The sequence below is a fragment of the Pinirhizobacter sp. genome (assembly GCF_036499745.1).
Lineage (GTDB): Bacteria > Pseudomonadota > Gammaproteobacteria > Xanthomonadales > Rhodanobacteraceae > Pinirhizobacter.
Genome location: NZ_DASYDG010000050.1, coordinates 47,749 through 63,719 on the forward strand (window position 1 = coordinate 47,749; position 15,971 = coordinate 63,719).

Below are 15,971 nucleotides of genomic sequence, written 5' to 3' on the forward strand. Positions count from 1 at the left end.
GAGGGGCCTGCATGCTACGTCCAAGTGGTTCCGTGCTGCTGCTGGGCCTGATGGCCCTCCCGCTGCTGTCGTGGGGTAGCGGCGACAAGCCCTTGCCATCGTTGCCGGCCGCCACCGTGTTCGCGCCCGGCGAGATCACCGCGGCGATCGACGACGGCGCCGCGGCATTTACGCCAGATGGGAATAGCGTGGTGTTCATGCGCGGCACCGACAGCTTTACCCTGATGCAATCGCATCACGAGCACGGCCATTGGTCCAGGCCGACGGTAGCGGCGTTCTCCGGCCAATGGCGCGATCTTGACCCCGCCATGGCGCCGGATGGTTCCTACCTGTTGTTTGTTTCCAACCGGCCGGCGATGCCGGGTGGCAAGCCGATCGATGCCGTGCATAACGGAACGACGCGCCCTGGCCTGGGCATGGCGATCTGGCGCGTCGACCGCCATGGCAAGGATTGGGGCACGCCTGTGCGGCTACCCGATGCCGTCAATGCCTGCTCGATGACCTTCGCGCCAAGCGTCGCTGCCGATGGCAGCGTGTACTACATCGGTTGCGCCGCGTCTGGCGACTTCAAGCCCATGCGTTCGACACTCCAGGGCGGACACTATGCCCCTGCCCAAACGCTCGAACTTGGCGATGCGCAGGCGATCGTTCGCGACCCGGCGGTGGCGCCGGATCAATCCTTCGTGGTCTACAGCATCAAGCACTCAGCCGGGGAGCCGCTTCGCCTGGCCCTGTCGTGGCGTAGCGGCGATGGCTGGACTGCGCCTTGCGATTTGGGCGACACAGTGAACGGCGGAAAGCACAGCATGGGCGCCCAGTTGGGTGCAGGCCATCGCACCCTCTTTTTTTACAGCGACCGCAAGCTGCCACCATCGGATGCCCATGCCGGTGCTGATTGGGACAACGGCGACGACCACATCTGGCAGGTTTCGCTGGCGCCATGGCTCGATGCCCCCAACCACACGTGCAGCAAACCTGCGCGAAGGACCACGACATGATCATGAAGAAACTCACCCTCATCGTTTCGGTCACCCTTGGCTTCTGCGCATGGCCACTATGGGCGGGCGAACTGATAGGCCCCGGCGTGATTTCCACCGGTTTGCAGGAGACGTCGGTCGCCATGTCTGCCGACGGCAACACCTTGTTCTTCATGCGATCGGATCTGGGCGAGACCGACGACACGGTCATGGTTGCGCACCGGCGCGGCCGGATCTGGAGTGCGCCCGACGTTGCACCCTTCTCCGGCCAGTGGCACGACTCCGAACCCACACTGTCGCCCGACGGCAAGCGACTGTACTTCGTTTCCAACCGGCCGGCCCATGCAGGCGCTGCTCCGATCACCGCCAGCATGGCCGGCCACGATTTCGCAGGAACGAACCTGTGGTACGTCCAGGCCAAAGCCGGTGGTGGATGGGATGCACCCGTGCACGTGGACGGTGCCCTGAACGACGGCGCGATGATCTACAACCCATCCATTGCCGCCAACGGGAATATCTATTTCTCGGCCCATCGCACGGACTCGGGCAAGGCTTACCAGATCTATGTGGCGCGCCGCACGGGCGACGGTTATGCCACGCCGGAACAGCTTCCCTTGGGCGATGTGTCCAACAACCGCATGGATCCGGCCATCGATCCGGCGGAGCGATTCATCGTATACGCCGGCAACGAAGGTGATTCACTTGGCCGTGCGGACCTCTACATCGCTTTCCACCAGGCCGATGGAAGCTGGGGCAAGCCGGAGCATCTGGGTGGCGAGGTCAATAGCAAGGCCCTGGAAAATGCTCCCTCGCTGGGGCGGCACTTCGGCGAGCTCTACCTCTCCAGTGACCGCGCCGCCGAGATCACCTTCCCAAAGAAGCAGGACACGGCCCCATCGCTGCAGGCGCGCCTGTCCGGTCCACTAAATGGGTCCCGCAATCTCTGGCGGTTCGACATTGCCGATGTCTTGCGCGCCCACGGTGTCGATCACTAAGTCGCGGACACGCGTCGCCCGCCCGGGGCCAGGTCGAGCCCCCGATGAGCCCGCGACACTGGAAATTCCCATCGCCGCTGCTATGCCGCAAGATCTTGCGATTTCCCTGCCGGGTATAGCACCTCCGGTACATTTCAATATTGTTGCATCGCAACTTGCCACGATTTAATTACCTCATATCTTCGCCTCCGGGGGGCAGTTTTCTGCCGGGTACCAATTGAGGGGATAAATCGATGAGAAACATTCTCGTGCGCCGGAGTGCACTGGCCAGTTCGCTGGCCCTGGCGCTGCTCGCGCCCCACGCGTACGCACAGACGGCTGCCGCGCCGTCCGGTGACGCCTCGCCACAGCTGGCCCAACAGTCCACGCCGGCTCCCGCTACTGAACCACCCGGCGACGCGTCGAAACAGAAAGCGGTGGACCTGGACAAGGTGGTGGTGACCGGTTCACGAATTCCCCGTTCGGAGATCGAGGGTCCGGCACCGGTGCTGATCGTCACCAGCGAGAAGATCAAGGCACAGGGCTACCAGACCTTCAATGAATTTGCGCAGTCCATCCCCCAGGCCGGGACGGCGGAAACCGCGCCAAGCTGGGGTGCGTCTTCGGTCAATGCCCGCCAGCTGAATTTGCGCAACTTAGGTTCAGACCACAGCCTGCTTCTGGTGAACGGCCATCGCGTGGCCGACTATCCACAGCCGGCTGATGGCAAGAGCACCTTCCAGAACTACAACAATATTCCCAGCGGCATGATCGACCGGGTGGAGGTCCTGGCATCGGGCGCATCGTCGATCTATGGTTCGGATGCCATCGCCGGTGTGGTCAATATCATCCTGAAGAAGAACTACCAGGGTGACGACCTGACAGTCACCGGTGGCGGTGCCACGCGCGGCGGCCGCAAGTATGGCGACATCAACCTGGTCGGCGGCCGCAGCGGCGACGACTGGCATGTGGTCTACAACCTGCAACACACCAACCGCAGCCCGCTTTGGGGTCGCGACCGGCCCTATACCGATTCAGAGGATGACGCCGGCTACGGCACCTGGGATGAAAACAAGCGCCTGTTCGGCTTCCAGCAATACCCCGGAGCGATGCTGGGCAACAGCGACGGCATATTCATCACCCCGCCCGCCGGTGCCTGCAACCAGTTCGGCAACAATTTCAGCCTGTACCACAAGCGCACCGTGGCCACCGATGGCCACACCGTGCTGCCGAACCAGGTGACTGACGGTGGATCGTTCTGCCAACAGAACGCCCTCTTCCGCAATTGGGTGCTGACCCCGGGACTGCAGAGCAACGACGGCTACATTTACGGCGAGAAGGATTTCAGCAACGGCCTGCAGGCCTACGCTTCGCTGGGTATCTGGCAGACCATCGGCACCTCGAACACCGAGCTGCCCTTCCTGTATCCGATGGGTGGCATACCGAACAATTTCTACGATCGCACTACGGGCCAGGTCATCAGCAACTACCTGCGCCAGCTCACGCCCAACGAAATCGGCGGCTATGGCAACACGCACGACCACGAGCTCAACTGGGATTTCCATACGGGCGTGCGTGGCACGATTTTCGATGGCAAGTTCAACTGGGACCTGGACCTGGGGTCGTCCCGCTACATCGTGCACGAGGACTACACGGGCCTGAACGAACAGGGCATGTTCGATTTCTTCTTCGGGCCGAACCTGGGCACCACGACGGTTGGCGGCACCGCTTATGACACTTATGCACTGAACTCCCAGCGCTACTACAGCCCGATCACTCCCGGCCAGTACTCCACCTTCGGCGTCAATGGCGAGAACAGTTCGGCCACCTGGATGGACCAGGCCACCTTCAATATCAACGGCGACCTCTTCAACACCTGGGCCGGCCCCGTAGGTTGGGCGGCTGTGCTTGAAGAGAACTACCAGGGTTACAAGCTGTCGCCCGACCCGCGTGGCAGCACCACCACGTTCGGCGACCCGTTCCAGGATTACAACACCGGTGGCGGCACGCGTACCCGACATTCGGTTGGCACGGAATTCCGCGTGCCGCTGTCGTCCATGATTACCTGGACCATCTCCGGCCGCTTCGACCAGTACCGCGATGCATCGATCGCCAACATCGCCCGCACCTGGGGCAGCGGCATCGAGTTTCGTCCCTTCGACAGCCTGCTGCTGCGCGGCAGCTATGGCACCAACTTCCACGCGCCGGACATGCAGGCGATCTACCAGACGGATTCGGAAGTGCCGGTGGGCATCTATTCCGATCCTTACCTGTGTATCACACAGACTCACGATGCTTCGTGCCAGGCTAGCCAACACTCCACGTACTTTACGCAGCACTCTGGTGGCAGCCGCAACCTCTTGCCAGAAACGGGCCACTCCTGGACCTATGGCTTCGTCTGGGATATTCCCGGTGTCGAGGGCCTGTCAGTGGCCGCCGATTACTGGCACATGGGAATCAAAAATGCCATCAATTACATTGATCAGGGAACGCTTCTGACCGACGAGGCTGGTTGTCGAACAGGCGTGAAGATCACCGGTGAGGCATACACGGACCACACACCGGGTTCGGAGTACTGCACTCTTGCCATTGCAAATGTACACCGCGACGGCGCCGGCAACATTACCGACATCTTCGTCGGCCCGATCAACGAACGCTCGCTTTACGTAAGCGGCATCGATGCCTCGGTGCGCTACAACTTCGAAACCCACGACTACGGCAAGTTCTTCTTCGACCTCGAGTACACCAACAACCTCTCGTATAAGGAGCGCATCCTGCCGACCGATCCGCTGCTCAACACGCGCTACCAGCATGTGGCAAGCAAGATCACCGGCACATTGACCTGGAGTGACGGCCCCTGGGATGCCTCGCTGTACGGCGAGCGCAACGGTTCGGTACGCGCGCCGGCCTGGAATAGCTGTCGCCGCCTGGCCAACGGCATCCAACCCTCGCTGGGTGATGCGGACTGCTCGGTCTACCTCAACGACCTCAAACCCTGGATCGTCTGGAACGGCTCGGTGGGTTACCGCTTCTCGCCGAAGATCCGTGTCGGCCTTCAGGTCAACAACATCTTCAACAACATTGGCGAGATCCCGTATAACGCGGGTGGCTTCGAGTACATCTCGAACCTGCAGGGAGCGACGTACAACGGCCGCGAGGTCTTCCTGAACCTCAATTACAAGCTGGACTGAACAGATGGGCCCGGCGCCGTGTGCGCCGGGCCCATCCCCAATCAGGCGCTCCAACCTTTCGCCGCGGCCTGCGCGAAGTCACGGTAGCTGCGTGGTGCCCGTCCCAGCAGCTGGGTGAAGCGATCGACATCGGCTGTCGAGGCCGCCGCGCCATCACGTTGGTAGCGATGCATCATCAGGCGCATGTCGTAGGCCAGCCAGCCAGGCGCGAACCGCTTCATCGCGTTCTCCATGGCATCGAGGTCGTCGCCGGCATACTTCACCTCGCGACCCAACGCCTCCGCCCAGATGCGCGCCACGGCATCGCCGGTCAGGGCGTCGGGACCCACCACCTCATACACTTCCGTAGGCAGCGGCGTGGCGGACTTCTCGCGGCGAAGCAGTTCGCGCGCGGCGGCTTCGGCGATGTCGTCGGTGTCCACCATCGATACGCCCTTGTCGCCGATGGGGGATACGTACAGCCCGCCACCGAGCATGGGTTCTTTCTGGCCAAGGTCGTTCTGGATGAAGTAAGACGGCCGCAACACGGTAGCGCCGATGCCACGCTGCGCCATCATCCGTTCCACCGCGTGCTTGGAGGCGAAGTGAGGGACGTCGGCGAACACATCACTGCGCGTCACCGACAGGTACACGATGCCGCGCACACCGGCGTCCTGCGCCAGGCCCACGGTATTCATGGCTTGGGTAATTTCATCGGGCGAGTTGGGGACCAGCAGGAACAGTGTGCTTACACCTGCCAGGGCTTCGCGAACGCTGGTGGTGTCGAGCAGGTCGCCCTTGATCACCTCGACACCCGCCGGAAATGTCGCCTTCTCCGGTGATCGCGTCATGGCGCGAACCTGGGAACCGCTGGCGACGAGCTTGGAAACGACCTGCGAACCGATCCGGCCGGTACTGCCAGTGACGAGAATGCTCATGGGATAACTCCTTTGGCTTGGAATGACCTTAAGATAGGTGTTCCGTAATCGATGCGTAAGATCTAATATCTGGATACCACGTCCCGAATATGGAACAGTTTGATGGACCTCTCGGCACTGTCGTACTTCAACCTGGTGGCCCTTCATGGCGGTTTCGGACGTGCCAGCCGCGCCACAGGACAACCCAAGGCGACACTGTCCCGCCGGGTCCGTGACCTGGAAGAAAGCCTGGGCGTGCGCCTGATCGAACGCGGATCGCAAACGCTGCGGCTTACCGACGAGGGTGCGATGCTGCATGCACGCACCGAAGGCCTGCTCGGTGAGATCGCCGAGGCCGGCAACGATGTGGCCGCGGGCCTGGGCCGGGTACGCGGCCGGCTACGGGTAAACGTGCCGCTGTTCTTTGCGCACGCGGCACTGGGTCGCATCGCGGCAGGTTTCGCCAGGGCCTATCCGGATGTCCAGCTCGATGTGACTGCCGACGACCGCTTCGTCGATCTTGCCGAAGATGGTTATGACGTGGTGGTGCGCGTCAACCCCAAGCCTGACGAAACCCTGGTGGGCCGTTGCTTCCTGCGCGCGGGCATTACCCTGGTGGCATCGCCTTCACTACCGCGGCCCGGCCAGGCCGCGCGCGGCAAACCTGCGCCGCCCGTACCGGCGGTGCTGCGCACGGGCAACGATCCATCATCGTGGACAGTCATCGACGGCAAGCGTGAGATGTCCTACCGGCCACATGGCGTGATGTGGTTCTCCACGCCGCTGCTGATACGCGAGGCCGTACGCGAAGGCGCCGGCGTGGCCATGATGGCACGCTCGATCGTTGATGAAGACCTTGCCAGCGGACGGCTGGTTGCCTGGGGTGAGATGCGCGATGGCCAGGTGGAAGCCTGGGTGCTGCATGCATCACGCCGGCTGGTAAGCCCGAAGGTATCGGCATTCGTGAACTATCTTTGCGATACCTACCCGACGCCACAGACACCCATGCCGACGGTGGCCACACGGCGCACACGCGGTCACTGAAGCGGATTGGCCTTGACGCCCTCGTTGGTGATCTTTACCGGCAGGATGTGGCCGTTCTTGTCGAAAACCATGCGGTCGATGCAGGTCACGCGGTCGTTGCCGACGGTATCGCCCAACGGATGGCGGTGATAGACGATGTACCAGCTGTCGTTCCTGGCCACATGGAACAGGGAGTTGTGCCCTGCCCCCGTGGCGACTTTCGGATCCTGCTCAAGAATCTTGCCGATGCGCTTGAATGGACCGGTGACCTTGTCGGCAATGGCGTAGGCCACGGAATAGTCAGGGCCCGTCCAGCCGCCCTCGGACCACATCAGGTAGTACTTGCCGTTGCGCTTGAACATCATCGGTCCCTCGACGTATTCCGGCCCCGGGGTAATTTCACGGAAGGTGGTGCCATCGGCCATCGGCTCCACGCCGGTGAAGTCAGGCTTGAGCTTGACGATGTTGGCGTGCTTCCATCCGCCGTAGATCATGTAATACGTGCCGTCATCGTCCTTGAAGACGAACTGGTCGATGGGTTGCGCACCGTTGTGGAAGGCGCCGATCAATGGCTTGCCCAGCAGATCCTTGAACGGCCCCTCCGGCTTGTCGCTCACCGCCACGCCGATGCCGCCGAGCTCCTTGTCGCTCTGGATGTCATTGGCGCCGAAGAAGAAGTAGTACTTGCCGCCCTTCTCGATCATCGCCGGCGCCCACAGCGCCTTCTTCGCCCAGGGGATATCTTTGATGTCCAGCACTTGCGGGTGCTTGGTCCAATGGACCAGATCCGGCGACGAGAACGCATCGAACCCCACCTGCGCGCTGTACTTGAGCGAGGTGGTGGGATAGATCCAGTACTGGTGGTCGAAGATCGCCGCTTCAGGGTCGGCGTACCAGCCGGGGAACACGGGATTACCCGAGTACCCGGCCGGCGGCGTGGCCGCCCACGCAGACGGGGTAATCACCGCGGCGAATGTGATGCCCATCAAAACCCTGCCAAAGCGCATATTGAATCTCCGAGCCCTCATCAGCTCCGGATCGTAGCAATGTTCGCCATTTAGATCGAGGCAACATGTGGAGGGGTTGCATAGATCCCTGCCTGGGCATCGGCGGCGGCGGCGGCATCGGGGGCCTCGGATAATGAGGTGGCGGATTGACGTTGTAGTAGCGTTCCCACAAGTTGTCGGACGGATTCTCGCTATCCTTGCGTTTGGACTTGTCTTTCAACAGCTTGGCTCCTCTTCCTTGAAGAATTCCACGAACACGACGTCCGCGGCGTTGATCAGGATCCCCTCCAGGTGGAGGAGGTCCTGGTGGTCGTGGCCTGCGGCTCGCGCCGCCGATGTAATGAAGAAATGTCCCTGGCCTGGCTGGATCGGCCAGCAGCTGGGCCATCCGAGGACGCGGGTTCCATCCTTCAGTTGCAGGGCTACGTATCGGTTGTGTCTGGAGAACGCTGCATACCAGTGGCACGGATGCCCCGAACGTAGCGTATAGCCGCGCTTGCGCAGGTGGCGAAAGGGAAAGTCGCGATGGACCGCAATCGACAGCGTGAAGCCCAGGACGAACGCGGTAACCAGTGATGCGAGCAAATCCGATGCGTTCGTCCACGATGCCATCATGATCCACCGCCCGAAAAACAACGCCACGCCTTTCTCCAGGGTAACCAATGCCTGGATCAGCACGGTATACACCAACGCTTGGACGACCCTCTCGAACTGTAGCGGCTTTGAGTATGCGGTAATTCCAAAGAACACCCATGCCACGATGAAGCCCGGCACGAGGTATTGCAGTAAAGATATGAAGTCCTTCGAAAGCTCGGGCATGGCGTGGATCGGCGCGATGGCACCTGGCGCTCCAGGCAGACCCCGCAAGGGAACCACATGTCGCTCCGATCCCGTGGGACTTTGATCATGGTGCTAAGGCTTTCCGTAAACGCCTACACCGATAATCAGAGATAACTAGTGACCGCGGGCGACTCCATCCAGTTGTCGTGGCGGCCGTCGGCGACCCTCACGGGAATGGCCGCCAGCACCTCGGGGGTAATGTCATCGAGGCTGGCCACGTTCACCGAGAAGAACTCCCCACCAAGCTCGGCGATATTTCCCTTGCCGAAAGCATGCACACCGCAGTGCCTGCAAAACAGCCAGTGCATGCTGTGCGTGCCGAACTGATAATCGGACAGGGCGTCTTCGCCACTGATCAGCTTGAACTGGTCGGGTTTGACGATCACGCCCCACAGCCGGACCTTGCTGCAGATCGAACAATTGCATTTGCCGCTGCCCGCTTCCAGGTCCAGTTCGGCCTGGTAGCGGACGGCACGGCAATGGCAGCTGCCAGTGTGGGTGGAAGTAGCCATCAGGGTGCTCCGGTGCGTGGGTAGGTAGCTCCAAGATAAGCGCGCTTTGCGGACAGGAACGGTCCGCGAAGATACAATTCTGCCCATGATCCCCACCTCTGCCCGCCTGCTCCGGCTGCTCTCGCTGCTCCAGCAACGGCAGGCCTGGGCGGGCACGGAACTCGCCAACCGCCTCGAAATAGACCCGCGTACGTTGAGGCGTGATGTGGACAAGCTGCGTTCACTTGGCTACGCCGTGCATGCCAGCGCAGGACATGGGGGTGGCTACGCCCTGGGTAGCGGTCCCTCCATGCCACCGGTGCTGCTGGACGACGACGAGGCGGTGACCTTGTCGGTGGCGCTGCATGCGGCCGGCGGCATGGTGGGCAACCTGGAACCCGCCGCGCGATCCTTGTTGCAGAAGCTTGGCCAGATGTTGCCGACGCGCCTGCGCGATCGCGCCACCGCCATACAGGCGGTGACGATCAGCTTGCACGAGATGGGGCCTTTGTCCGATGCCGCGACACTTACCGCTGTCGCTGCCGCCTGCCGCGATCACCGTCGCCTGCGCTTTGAATACTCCAGCCACGAAGGAGTTGTGAGCCGCCGGACGGTGGAACCATGCTCACTGGCAAGGCTGGGCCACCGCTGGTACCTGGTGGCGTGGGACGTCGAACGCGCCGACTGGCGCAGTTTTCGTGTCGACCGGATTCGTTCGGCGGAAGCGACCGGATCCACCTTCGAACCGTCCGAACCTCCCGGGGGTATTGCGGCCTATATTCAGCAGGCGATTGCCATCGCGCCATTCGAACATCGCATCCGCCTGCGGCTGAGCGGCTCGCTTGGCGAACTTTCCCTGCGTATTCCCAGCTGGTGCGGTGTGCTCGAGGCCGAGACCACGAGCACGTGCATCCTTACCACCGGTGCTGATTCCACCCTTGGCGTGGCGAGCCTGGCGATCATGGCGGGCGTGGAAGCTGAGCTCCTGGACGATCCGCCGATCGCTGCGGAACTGCGCGATATCGCCGCGCGTTTTGCGCGGGCGATGGGAATCGCCGAAGCAATTCCCCGATCAGGGAATTGATATCAGAACATCACCTGCGCGCGAAACTCCAGGACGTTGGGATCCACCACCACGTCGCGGCGAGTGCTGTCGGCATGCACGTAGTTGCCCTGGAGCTTCAGATAACGGTTGATGTACCAGTTCGCACCGAAGGTGACGTCGTGCTCCTTGCCACCGAGGTTAGCGCCGTCGTCGAGGTTGAGCTCGCTGTAACGCAGGGCAAGTTCCACGGCGCCCCAGGGCCCTTTGGGCTTGACGTCGGCGACGTTGCCCGCGGCATAGCCGCGCGATTCGCCGGTGATCACCCAGCTGACAAAGGCGTAGTAACCATCGGCCGAATACGAGGGCCTGCCGCCCTGGCGATTGATGTCGGCGTGAAGGTATTCAGCCTGTACGGACCAGGGACCTTCGATCATGAGCCCTTCCAGGCCACGCCGGTCGATCGAATCGGTGAAGGCCACGACACCCGAATCCACCAGCCGCGTATCGGTGAGGCTGGCTTCCGGTTTGCTGCGCAGCCGTGCGCCTGGAGGCGTTGCAACGCCACGTCCGTCGGTGATCCAATCCGGCGTTTCGCGCGATGCGGAAACGCCCAGGTGCAGCACATTTCCCGGCGCATTGAAGGGTGTCCAGGCGACACGGCCGGCCGCCATGTGCCCATCTGAATCGCCCCCCAGGTCGCCGCCGGTGTAGTAACCGAGATTGATGATGTATGACGGTCGCGCCAGGGCCCAATCCACGCCAACCCGGCGTGACGCATAGATGGCCTGGATCGGCAGCGCCGTCTCCATGAACGTGGTGGAACCGGTGCCGGTGTTGCCCTCGAATCCAACGGGAGTCTTGGTAAAGCCGGCTCGCAAGGCACCCATGTCGGTACCGAACAGGGCCTTGGTCTGCACGCGGGCGAAGACGTCAAGCCAGGTCTTCGCCTGGAAGTCATAGACGGCAGTGGCGTCGTAAACGCCGGCCTTCTTGATGAAGGCACCGAACTCCTTGCGCCGGTTGGTCTGCGCGTCCTCAAGGGCACCATCGCTGCCGGAATAGCGATCGACGTCGTATTGGTATTTCACCGACATGCCCAGGTCCGTGCCATCGGCGAAGACGTAGTGCGTGGGCCAGTTATCGAACCCATAGGGGCCATTGGCAGCGTCCGCGGCAATGGCGAAAAACGGCACGGCAAGCAGCAAAGGCGCCCATGCCCACGACTTCGACTTCATATTCCCCTGCCCGACTAATATCTACGAATAGTGCGGATTTATAGGGGACATTCCCGATTTAGTCAAAAAACTGCAACATTCGAGCTGTCGATGGGCGGCCCGCCGGGATTCACCACGGTGTGACCCAACGGACGGCAGTGGTAGACGATATGCCCGGTGTGCATCCGCCTGGCGTCCCGCTCCGTACCCATAGGGTCTACGCAAGGAAAGCGCAGGTGACCGGGGGGTCGATGACAGTGTTTCCGTGGGCAGGGGCGGTGAGACGCACGAATCGATGAAGGATCAGGAGATCGACCGTGGTTAGGGAGCCGCGGCGCGGCCTTCGACGGGTCGTCCGCGGTCACATCCGAGAGATCGACGTGAGGTACCACCGTGAAATTGAAACTTACCTGCATGGCCATTGCGCTGGGACTGGCGCCGGCATGGGCGATGGCATCAAGCCATCGCGAGGCCCCGTTCATCGCCACCCAACCGCAACTCGATGCCAGCGATTTCTACATGTTCATGAGCTACGAAGCCAACCGGGCCGGCTATGTGACCTTGTTGGCCAACTACGACCCGCTGCAGGACGCCTATAGCGGGCCTAACTTCCACTCGCTCGATGAAGATGCCGCCTACGATTTCCACATCGACAATAGCGGCAATGGCCGCGCCGACCTGACCTTCCGCTTCCGCTTCAACAACAACACCAGGAATCTTTCCGTTCCCGCCGGCGGCCAGAACCAGGCCGTGCCGCTGATCAACATCGGTGGCATCACCAGCACCGACCAGAGCAAGCTCAACCGGATCGAAACCTATTCGGTGGAAGTAATGAAAGGCGAGTACTCGCTCTGGCGCGGGAAATCGCTGGTGAACACCGCCAATGGCTCGAGTACGTTTACCAAGCCGGTGGACAACATCGGCAACAAGTCCATCGCCAACTACGAAGGTTATGCCAGCGCTTACGTCTATAACGTAAAGATCCCCGGCTGCGCAGCGCCCGGTCGCGTGTTCGCCGGGCAGCGCAAGGATGGATTCGTGGCCGACCTCGGCGCGATCTTCGACCTTGTCAACCTCAACCCGCTCGGCGCCCGGGATTCCACCCCCAACGCACTGACACAGAAGAACGTGACCACCCTCGCCCTGGAGGTACCGGCATCGTGCCTGGTGGCATCGAGCAAGCAGCCGATCATCGGTGGCTGGACCACATCGAGCACACCTCGCTACCGCGTGCTGAACAACGGCGACAAGCCTTATGGCTTTGCCGATTACGTCCAGGTGTCACGCCTGGGCTCGCCACTGGTCAATGAACTGGTGATCGGGCTTAAGGACAAGGACAAGTTCAACGGCAGTTCACCCTCGCAGGACCGCCAGTTCCTCAGCTATGTGACCAACCCGACGGTACCTGTGCTGTTGAACGTGCTGTTCGCCACCGCCGTGCCGCAGACACCACGCCAGGACCTGGTAAGCGTATTCCTGACGGGCGTTGCCGGCCTGAACCAGCCGGCCCATGTCACCCCGGCCGAGGAGCTTCGCCTCAACACCTCGATCGCGGCCAAGGCACCGGCAGCCCAGAACGACCTGGGCGTGATCGGCGGCGACACCTCCGGCTTCCCCAACGGACGCCGCCCTGTCGATGACGTGGTCGACATTGCCCTGCGTGCCGAGGAAGGCGCGCTGTGCAGCACGGCCATCGGCACCTGCGGTGGGCAGACCACCGATCCCAACGCAGGCGCGCCGTTCACCGATGGCGCTCGTGCGGCTGGCCCAACCGCGGCCACCTCGTCGGTTACCGGCGCGGTATCGGCAGCCGATACCTACCTTGACCACTTCCCGTATCTCAACACCCCGGTTCCCGGCTCGGTAAACACCCCGATCGCGGCCCAGTAGCAAACCGGCGACGTTCGCCCATGGCCATGCCCGCAGGCATCGACTTCGAACGCCGCTACGCCATGCGACGCCCCACATGGGGTGGCGCATGGTTGATCTTTTCCCTGTGGTTGGTGGCATGGATGCCGCTACCCACTTCGGCCCAGGACACCAGCCCCTATATTCCTGCAAGCGCCGACACGGTGCTGCAACACGTGCCGCCGGCGACCGATCCGCGCGTGCGCCAGTTCGAAGCATTGCGCCAGGATGCCGCGCATCATCCCGGGGACGCCGCACGCGCCGTGGCGCTTGCCAAGGCCTACGTCGACTACGGCCGCGCTACGGGCGATGCCCGTTACCTTGGCCGGGCCATCGCGGTGATCGATCCCTTCATGAAGGCCGTCGATCCACCTGTACCGGTGCTTCTGCTGCATGCCACCGTGCAGCAAAGCCGCCACGCCTTCGCCGCGTCACGTACGGAATTGGACCAGGTGCTCAAGCGTGATCCCGGGAACGTGCAGGGGTGGCTGACGCTCGCCACCGTGGCCATGGTGCAGGGTGATTTCAGCACCGCCAACAAGGCATGTGTACATCTGGCCAATACCGGCGGCGACTTCATGGGCCTTGTATGCAGCGCTTCGTTGCGCTCGCTCGACGGCCATGCGCGCCAGGCCTACGCCATGCTGACCCTGGTCCAGGATCCCGGCCCCAAGGCGCCACCGGCCATTCATTCATGGATTGAAGGCCTGATGGCCGACACCGCGGCGCGCATGGGCGATGCGGCCGCCGCCGACGGCCATTTCCGCCAGGCGCTGCAATTCACGCCAGGAGATAATTTCCTGTTGGCGGACTACGGTGAATTCCTGCTCGGCCAGGGCCGGCCACGGGAAGCGCTGGCGTTGGTAGCCGACGACCCGACCTCCGATACCTCGTTCCTGGTCCGCGTGACGGCGAAGGTGATGATGAACGCGCCGGATGCAGCGAAGGACATCGCCCAGATGGATGCGCGCTTTGCTGCCATGGACCAGCGCGGCGACCACGTATTCCTGCGTGAGGAGGCCGACTTCCGACGCGTGGCGCACCAGGACGCCAACGGCGCATTGACCCTGGCCCGCGAAAACTGGAAGGTGCAACGGGCCTCGAAGGATGCACGCGCTTATCTTGCTGCCGCGATCGCCACAGGCCATCCGGCGGCGGCCAGCGAAGTGATCGACTTCATCAGGGCAACGGGCATGTCTGACCCGATCCTCGACCCGCTGGTACAACAGGCCACGGCCGCAGCCGTGGACTCGAAGGCGAAACGCCGATGAGGTGGTTCGCGCTCGTGCTGATCGCGACGGCCTGCCTTGTCTCGCCGCCCGATGCCATGGCCCACAAGGAAAGCGACGCCTACCTGACGTTGAAGACAGACCCGGGTGACCCCCACCGCTTGCATGGCCAGTGGGACATCGCCCTGCGTGACCTTGATTTCGCCATCGGCATCGACAGCAACCACGATGGCGCGATCACCTGGGGCGAAGTGCAGGCGCATAAGGGAGCGATCGAAGCCTACGCCCTGCCCCGCCTGGTGGTGAAGGGCGATGGTTTGACCTGCGAACTGCAGGCCACCGGCCAGGCGATCGACGCGCACACCGATGGCACCTATAACGTGCTCACCTTCGACGCCGTCTGCGACAAGAACATACCCAGCCGCCTGACCGTGGTCTACAACCTCATGTACGAAGTGGATCCGTACCATCGTGGCATCGTCACCATCCACGATGGCGCGAAAGTCGCCGGTGCCGTATTGGGCCCATCGCATACCCAAGCCAGCCTTGACCTGCACGAGCCTGGGCGCTGGAGTGAATTCACCAGTTTCCTGGTCGATGGCGTGTGGCACATCTGGACGGGCACCGACCATATCCTCTTCCTGCTCTCGTTGCTGTTCCCCGCCGTGCTGGTACGCCGCTTCTGGCCAGCATGCGTGGACGTGATCAAGATCGTCTCGGCTTTCAGCGTGTCGCATTCGGTCACCTTATCGCTGGCGGTGCTGGGCATCGTGCACGTACCTAGCCGGCTGGTGGAATCAGGCATCGCGCTATCGGTGCTGGTGGCAGCGTTGAACAACGTCTACCCGCTGGTGCATCGCCGTGTGTGGTTGATTGCCTTCGCCTTCGGCTTCATCCACGGTTTGGGTTTTGCCAGCGCACTCACCGGCCTGCAACTGCCACCGGGCGCCATGGCGGCCTCGCTCGGTGGTTTCAGCGTAGGCGTGGAAATTGGCCAGGAAGCGATCGTGCTGGCGTTCCTGCCGCTGGCCTTCCTGGTGCGATTAACACGCTTCTACCGGTTCGGCGTGGTGCGCGTGGGCTCCTGGTTGATCGTGGCCATTGCCGCGGGATGGTTCATCGAACGCGCCTTCGATGTGGTGATCCCGGGTTTTGCATCGATCCTGCCGAACTAGG

The 15,971-nt window shown here is 62.4% G+C and carries 13 protein-coding genes; 8 read left to right on the forward strand and 5 right to left on the reverse strand.

The window, feature by feature from the left end; all coding sequences use genetic code 11:
- Positions 1-11 precede the first annotated feature (11 nt).
- The 3 genes from VGM61_RS16965 (at position 12) to VGM61_RS16975 (ending at position 5,142) form a co-directional block, all read left to right on the forward strand.
- Positions 12-998, forward strand: coding sequence for a hypothetical protein (locus VGM61_RS16965; RefSeq protein WP_331524076.1), 987 nt, complete (start codon positions 12-14; stop codon positions 996-998).
- Positions 995-1,972 carry a hypothetical protein gene (locus VGM61_RS16970; RefSeq protein WP_331524077.1) on the forward strand — a complete coding sequence of 326 codons (978 nt, stop codon included), beginning with the start codon at positions 995-997 and terminating at the stop codon, positions 1,970-1,972. The genes VGM61_RS16965 and VGM61_RS16970 overlap by 4 nt, the downstream gene beginning before the upstream one ends.
- Positions 1,973-2,205: 233 nt before the next feature.
- Positions 2,206-5,142 carry a TonB-dependent receptor domain-containing protein gene (locus VGM61_RS16975; RefSeq protein ID WP_331524078.1) on the forward strand — a complete coding sequence of 979 codons (2,937 nt, stop codon included), beginning with the start codon at positions 2,206-2,208 and terminating at the stop codon, positions 5,140-5,142.
- Positions 5,143-5,183: 41 nt separating this feature from the next.
- Here VGM61_RS16975 and VGM61_RS16980 read toward each other — a convergent pair whose 3' ends face one another.
- Complete coding sequence (locus VGM61_RS16980; protein ID WP_331524079.1) at positions 5,184-6,059, reverse strand: SDR family oxidoreductase; 876 nt, start codon at positions 6,057-6,059, stop codon at positions 5,184-5,186.
- Between the two features lie 102 nt (positions 6,060-6,161).
- Here VGM61_RS16980 and VGM61_RS16985 point away from each other — a divergent pair, with 102 nt between their 5' ends.
- Positions 6,162-7,082: a LysR family transcriptional regulator gene (locus VGM61_RS16985; RefSeq protein WP_331524080.1), complete on the forward strand. Its 921-nt coding sequence runs from the start codon at positions 6,162-6,164 to the stop codon at positions 7,080-7,082.
- On the opposite strand, the gene VGM61_RS16990 is transcribed toward VGM61_RS16985, so the two are convergent.
- From VGM61_RS16990 to VGM61_RS17000, 3 genes are all read right to left on the reverse strand, one after another.
- Positions 7,076-8,047, reverse strand: a complete 972-nt coding sequence (locus VGM61_RS16990; protein ID WP_331524081.1) for a glycoside hydrolase family 43 protein — start codon at positions 8,045-8,047, stop codon at positions 7,076-7,078. The genes VGM61_RS16985 and VGM61_RS16990 overlap by 7 nt on opposite strands.
- A 237-nt stretch (positions 8,048-8,284) precedes the next feature.
- Positions 8,285-8,887 carry a DUF6338 family protein gene (locus tag VGM61_RS16995; RefSeq protein WP_331524082.1) on the reverse strand — a complete coding sequence of 201 codons (603 nt, stop codon included), beginning with the start codon at positions 8,885-8,887 and terminating at the stop codon, positions 8,285-8,287.
- A 125-nt stretch (positions 8,888-9,012) separates the two neighbouring features.
- Positions 9,013-9,420 carry a GFA family protein gene (locus tag VGM61_RS17000; protein ID WP_331524083.1) on the reverse strand — a complete coding sequence of 136 codons (408 nt, stop codon included), beginning with the start codon at positions 9,418-9,420 and terminating at the stop codon, positions 9,013-9,015.
- Positions 9,421-9,505: 85 nt separating this feature from the next.
- Between VGM61_RS17000 and VGM61_RS17005 the strand changes: the two genes are divergently transcribed.
- Complete coding sequence (locus VGM61_RS17005; protein WP_331524084.1) at positions 9,506-10,483, forward strand: helix-turn-helix transcriptional regulator; 978 nt, start codon at positions 9,506-9,508, stop codon at positions 10,481-10,483.
- A gap of 2 nt (positions 10,484-10,485) precedes the next feature.
- Here VGM61_RS17005 and VGM61_RS17010 read toward each other — a convergent pair whose 3' ends face one another.
- A complete protein-coding gene (locus VGM61_RS17010) occupies positions 10,486-11,679 on the reverse strand; it encodes an OprO/OprP family phosphate-selective porin (protein WP_331524086.1) in 1,194 nt (397 codons plus the stop codon).
- 372 nt (positions 11,680-12,051) lie between these two features.
- Between VGM61_RS17010 and VGM61_RS17015 the strand changes: the two genes are divergently transcribed.
- The 3 genes from VGM61_RS17015 to VGM61_RS17025 are packed head-to-tail and all read left to right on the forward strand — an operon-like array spanning position 12,052 to position 15,970.
- Positions 12,052-13,548, forward strand: coding sequence for a DUF4331 domain-containing protein (locus VGM61_RS17015; protein ID WP_331524087.1), 1,497 nt, complete (start codon positions 12,052-12,054; stop codon positions 13,546-13,548).
- Between the two features lie 20 nt (positions 13,549-13,568).
- On the forward strand, positions 13,569-14,837 hold the full coding sequence (locus VGM61_RS17020) for a hypothetical protein (protein WP_331524088.1): 1,269 nt from the start codon (positions 13,569-13,571) through the stop codon (positions 14,835-14,837).
- Positions 14,834-15,970 (forward strand): HupE/UreJ family protein, encoded by a 1,137-nt coding sequence (locus tag VGM61_RS17025; RefSeq protein ID WP_331524089.1) that lies wholly within the window; start codon positions 14,834-14,836, stop codon positions 15,968-15,970. Before VGM61_RS17020 ends, VGM61_RS17025 begins: the two co-directional genes overlap by 4 nt.
- Position 15,971: the final 1 nt, after the last annotated feature.

What these genes read in the sequence shown, in the direction of transcription:
- VGM61_RS16990 (WP_331524081.1), bottom strand. Translation starts at nt 8,047, where the DNA reads ATGGGCATCACATTCGCCGCGGTGATTACCCCGTCTGCGTGGGCGGCC.
- VGM61_RS17025 (WP_331524089.1), top strand. Translation starts at nt 14,834, where the DNA reads ATGAGGTGGTTCGCGCTCGTGCTGATCGCGACGGCCTGCCTTGTCTCG.
- VGM61_RS16980 (WP_331524079.1), bottom strand. Translation starts at nt 6,059, where the DNA reads ATGAGCATTCTCGTCACTGGCAGTACCGGCCGGATCGGTTCGCAGGTC.
- VGM61_RS16985 (WP_331524080.1), top strand. Translation starts at nt 6,162, where the DNA reads ATGGACCTCTCGGCACTGTCGTACTTCAACCTGGTGGCCCTTCATGGC.
- VGM61_RS16995 (WP_331524082.1), bottom strand. Translation starts at nt 8,887, where the DNA reads ATGCCCGAGCTTTCGAAGGACTTCATATCTTTACTGCAATACCTCGTG.
- VGM61_RS16965 (WP_331524076.1), top strand. Translation starts at nt 12, where the DNA reads ATGCTACGTCCAAGTGGTTCCGTGCTGCTGCTGGGCCTGATGGCCCTC.
- VGM61_RS17010 (WP_331524086.1), bottom strand. Translation starts at nt 11,679, where the DNA reads ATGAAGTCGAAGTCGTGGGCATGGGCGCCTTTGCTGCTTGCCGTGCCG.
- VGM61_RS17005 (WP_331524084.1), top strand. Translation starts at nt 9,506, where the DNA reads ATGATCCCCACCTCTGCCCGCCTGCTCCGGCTGCTCTCGCTGCTCCAG.
- VGM61_RS16970 (WP_331524077.1), top strand. Translation starts at nt 995, where the DNA reads ATGATCATGAAGAAACTCACCCTCATCGTTTCGGTCACCCTTGGCTTC.
- VGM61_RS16975 (WP_331524078.1), top strand. Translation starts at nt 2,206, where the DNA reads ATGAGAAACATTCTCGTGCGCCGGAGTGCACTGGCCAGTTCGCTGGCC.
- VGM61_RS17020 (WP_331524088.1), top strand. Translation starts at nt 13,569, where the DNA reads ATGGCCATGCCCGCAGGCATCGACTTCGAACGCCGCTACGCCATGCGA.
- VGM61_RS17000 (WP_331524083.1), bottom strand. Translation starts at nt 9,420, where the DNA reads ATGGCTACTTCCACCCACACTGGCAGCTGCCATTGCCGTGCCGTCCGC.